This window comes from Mesorhizobium sp. M7A.F.Ca.AU.001.01.1.1 (genome assembly GCF_004022735.1).
In the GTDB taxonomy this organism is placed as follows: domain Bacteria; phylum Pseudomonadota; class Alphaproteobacteria; order Rhizobiales; family Rhizobiaceae; genus Mesorhizobium; species Mesorhizobium ciceri.
Genome location: NZ_RZPF01000360.1, coordinates 2662 through 6409 on the forward strand (window position 1 = coordinate 2662; position 3748 = coordinate 6409).

Here is a 3748-nt window from a genome sequence, read left to right on the forward strand (position 1 = left end):
GGGCAGGACATCGACGATGCCCGCCGTGTCTCCGAGACGCTCGGCATCCCCCATTATGTGCTCGACTACGAGGAACGCTTCCGCAAGGCGGTCATCGATCCCTTCGCCGAGAGCTACGTCGCCGGCGAGACGCCGATCCCGTGCGTTTCCTGCAACCAGACGGTGAAGTTCGCCGACCTCCTGGCCACCGCCAAGGAGCTCGGCGCCGACGCGCTGGCCACCGGCCACTACATCCGTTCCGGCGCCAATGGCGCCCAGCGCGCGCTCTACCGTCCGGTCGACGCCGACCGTGACCAGAGCTACTTCCTGTTCGCCACCACGCAGGCGCAGATCGACTATCTGCGCTTTCCCCTCGGCGGCCTGTCGAAGCCTCAGGTTCGCGCCATCGCCGAGGAGATGGGGCTGGCGGTTGCCGCCAAGCAGGACAGCCAGGACATCTGCTTCGTGCCGCAGGGCAAGTATTCCGACATCATCGCCAAGCTGAAGCCAACTGCGGCCAATCCGGGCGACATCGTCCACATCGACGGCCGCGTGCTCGGCCGCCATGAGGGCATCCTGCGCTACACGATCGGCCAGCGCCGCGGCATCGGCATCGCTTCCGGCGAGCCGCTTTACGTCGTCCATCTCGATGCCGACCGGGCTCGCGTCGTGGTTGGCCCGCGCGAGGCGCTGGAGACGCACAAGATCTATCTCCGCAATATGAACTGGCTGGGCGACGGACCGCTCACAGACGTCCCTGCCGGCGGCCTGGAACTGTTCGCCAAGGTCCGCTCGACGCGGCCGCCGCGCCCGGCCGTGCTGCATCATCGTGCCGGTGCCACATGGGTGGAACTGGTAGACGGCGAGTCCGGCATCGCGCCGGGCCAGGCCTGCGTGCTCTACTCCGATGACGGCAACGAGGCCCGCGTGTTCGGCGGCGGCTTCATCGAGCGATCGGAGCGTGGCGCCGAGGCCGAGGCCATGCTGACCCGGCTTGCCGCCCGGCCGGACCAGATTCCCGCGGAATAAGATTCCCGCGGAATAAGATTCTTGCCGAATAAGTTTCCTGCCGAATAATCCGCGCTTCAGGAATTCGACTTGGTGTGGGTGACCGTGCCGGCGGTCAGGATGCGCAGCACCCTGATCGCTTCCTCGCCGCTGGTACGCGGTTCGGCACGCGTCTCGATGCACTGGATGAAATGCTCCAGCTCGCGCGTCAGCGGCATGCCCTGGGCAACCGCGACATAGGACGGCTCATTGGTGGTGAAGGCCCATTGGCCGCTGTCCTGCCACACCGCGTGGCGGTAGACGGCCAGCTTGCGTTCCCATGGCTCGACGTCGTCGAACACCGCCATTGCCTTGGTGCCGACCACGGTCAGCCGCCGCTCGCGATAGGGATTGAGACGCGAGGTGAAGAGATGGCTGCGCAGGCCGTTGGGGAAGCGCATGTGCAGATGCGCGAAGTCGCTGAGATTGTCGAGCAGGGCGGCCCCCTCGCCGCGCACCTCGATCGGCTCTGTGCCGGTGATCGCCAGGATCATCGACAGATCGTGCGGCGCCAGGTCCCACAGCGCGTCGTTCTCTGTGTGGAACTTGCCGAGGCCGAGCCGGTGAGAGTGGATGTAGCGGACCTCCCCGAGTTCGCCCTTGTCGATCAGCCCCTTCAGCGTCTCGAAGGCGGGGTGGAACCGCAGGACATGGCCGACCATGAAGACGCGGCCATTGTCCTTGGCCGCCTGCACCGCACGCTCGGCATCCGCCACCGTCAGCGCGATCGGCTTTTCCACCAGCACGTCCTTGCCGTTCTCGACGGCACGTACCGCAAGGTCGGCATGGAACTGCGGCGGCAGCGCCATGACGATGGCGTCGATATCGTCACGGACGAACAGCTGGTCCGGCTCGATCGCCAGGCAGTCCTGCTCGCTGGCAAAGCCTTCCGCGCGGGCCCGGTTGGTATCGGAGACCGCGTGCAGCGCGCCGAGCGCCTTGAGAGTGCGGATGTGGTTGCTGCCCCAGTATCCGCAACCGAGGACTGCTATGCGCGGCTTCATCTGTTTCAAACTCTAAAAACTCGTGGCCGAGACATAGCGACGTGCCCCTTCGAACTCAACCCCGGCGGCGACAACCAAATGTCGCCGCGGCAAAGCTTTTCGATAATGACGATAAGCCGGCAAGCCGGTTGCTTCGAAGCTTGACAGGCTCACCTTCCCAACCTTATATCCGCGCGACCTTGGCGAACGCCCCCGACATGCCCTTCGATTTGAGGCGGATTTCGGGCCTTTCGCCGCCCTGGCGGGGTAGCTCAGTTGGTTAGAGCACGGGAATCATAATCCTGGGGTCGGGGGTTCAAGTCCCTCTCCCGCTACCAAAATCCAGTTAAACCATGGAAATGGCTAAAAATTTATACGCGTTGGTAGCGCTTCCGGTTGAAATTGTTCAATAATTTCAATGCGGCGCCATCGTGTTCCTCGCCCCGGTAGAGACGAGAAAGAGTAACGCGTTCCTCGCTTGGACGAGGATTAATCCGATTGCATCGCTCGGACCTCGACCTATGCAAGCCATTCCGCATGCCATCTCAAATGGTCGTCCATGAATGTCGAAATGAAGAAATACGAATGGTCGTATCCGTCCTGCATGCGCAACGTCAGCGGAATGCCGGCTTTGGCGCAGGCCGCCTCCAAAAGCCAGGGTCTCAGCCCGTCATTCAGGAACCCGTCCGATGTTCCCTGATCGACGAGAAATTCCGGGAAGCGGCGCCCGTCTTCAACAAGCGAAGTAGCGTCGTAGGCCCGCCACGAGGCCTCATCCGTGCCGAGATATTTTTCGAAAGCCGGCCTTGACCAGCCGGCAGCGCTTGGCTGCACGATCGGCGCAAATGCCGAGCAACTCCTGAACCGCTGCGGGTTTTTCAAAGCAATCGTCAGCGCGCCGTGTCCGCCCATCGAATGGCCCGTTATGGCTTGGCGCGACATGTCTGCCGGAAAATTAGCGGCGATCAGCGTGGGTAGTTCCTCGACGAGGTAGGAATACATCCGGTAGTTCTTCGCATAAGGCTCCTGCGTTGCATCAAGATAAAAGCCGGCGCCGCCGCCAAACTGCCAATTGTCCTTGTCATCAGGGATGTCGGCGCCGCGCGGACTGGTGTCTGGACAGACGACGATCAGGCCAAGTTCGGCGGCCATGCGCCTGTATTCGCCTTTGTCCATGACATTTTGATGGGTGCAGGTCAGTCCCGACAAATACCACACCACGGGGCAAGGCGTTTCCCGGGCCTGTGGAGGCACGAAAACGGCAAACGTCATGTCGCAGCAGCAACTCGTCGACAGGTGCGAATAGATGCCCTGCACTCCGCCATGGGATTTTGCCTGGGAGATGGTCTTCATGGGTTCCGGCATATTCCCTCTCCACGGATTTCAAACGCCAATGGGCCGGTGTCTACGGCATCGACCATGATCGCGGCAACCCGGGCGGATCAGGTGGGGTCGAACCGACCGGCGGCGCGGACATCCGGAATGTCAGTCGCGCCGCCGGCCTAACGCCCGATGTCGGGGAGGCACGGTATTTTGGGAACACAGAGCCTTCGACGCGAGCGTGTCGTGTGAGCCGGTCAGTAAACCACGACGCTGCGAATGCTCTCCCCGGCATGCATGAGATCGAAACCCTTGTTGATGTCCTCGAGCTTGAGCGTGTGGGTGATCATCGGGTCGATCTGGATCTTGCCGTCCATGTACCAGTCGACGATCTTCGGCACATCGGTGCGGCCGCGCGC

At 62.5% G+C, this 3748-nt stretch carries 3 protein-coding genes, 1 tRNA gene and 1 pseudogene; 2 read left to right on the plus strand and 3 right to left on the minus strand.

The window, feature by feature from the left end; all coding sequences use genetic code 11:
- A partial coding sequence (mnmA, locus tag EN884_RS21085; protein ID WP_245491960.1) for a tRNA 2-thiouridine(34) synthase MnmA occupies positions 1-1008 on the plus strand: 1008 nt, incomplete at its 5' end.
- Positions 1009-1064: 56 nt separating this feature from the next.
- On the opposite strand, the gene EN884_RS21090 is transcribed toward mnmA, so the two are convergent.
- Positions 1065-2030 carry a Gfo/Idh/MocA family oxidoreductase gene (locus EN884_RS21090; RefSeq protein WP_013529902.1) on the minus strand — a complete coding sequence of 322 codons (966 nt, stop codon included), beginning with the start codon at positions 2028-2030 and terminating at the stop codon, positions 1065-1067.
- Positions 2031-2270: 240 nt separating this feature from the next.
- Between EN884_RS21090 and EN884_RS21095 the strand changes: the two genes are divergently transcribed.
- A tRNA-Met gene (locus tag EN884_RS21095) sits at positions 2271-2347 on the plus strand.
- A gap of 181 nt (positions 2348-2528) precedes the next feature.
- Here EN884_RS21095 and fghA read toward each other — a convergent pair.
- Both fghA and EN884_RS21105 read right to left on the minus strand, forming a co-directional pair.
- On the minus strand, positions 2529-3374 hold the full coding sequence (gene fghA, locus EN884_RS21100; RefSeq protein WP_063168877.1) for an S-formylglutathione hydrolase: 846 nt from the start codon (positions 3372-3374) through the stop codon (positions 2529-2531).
- Positions 3375-3586: 212 nt separating this feature from the next.
- Positions 3587-3748, minus strand: a pseudogene (locus EN884_RS21105) (S-(hydroxymethyl)glutathione dehydrogenase); the annotation flags it as partial.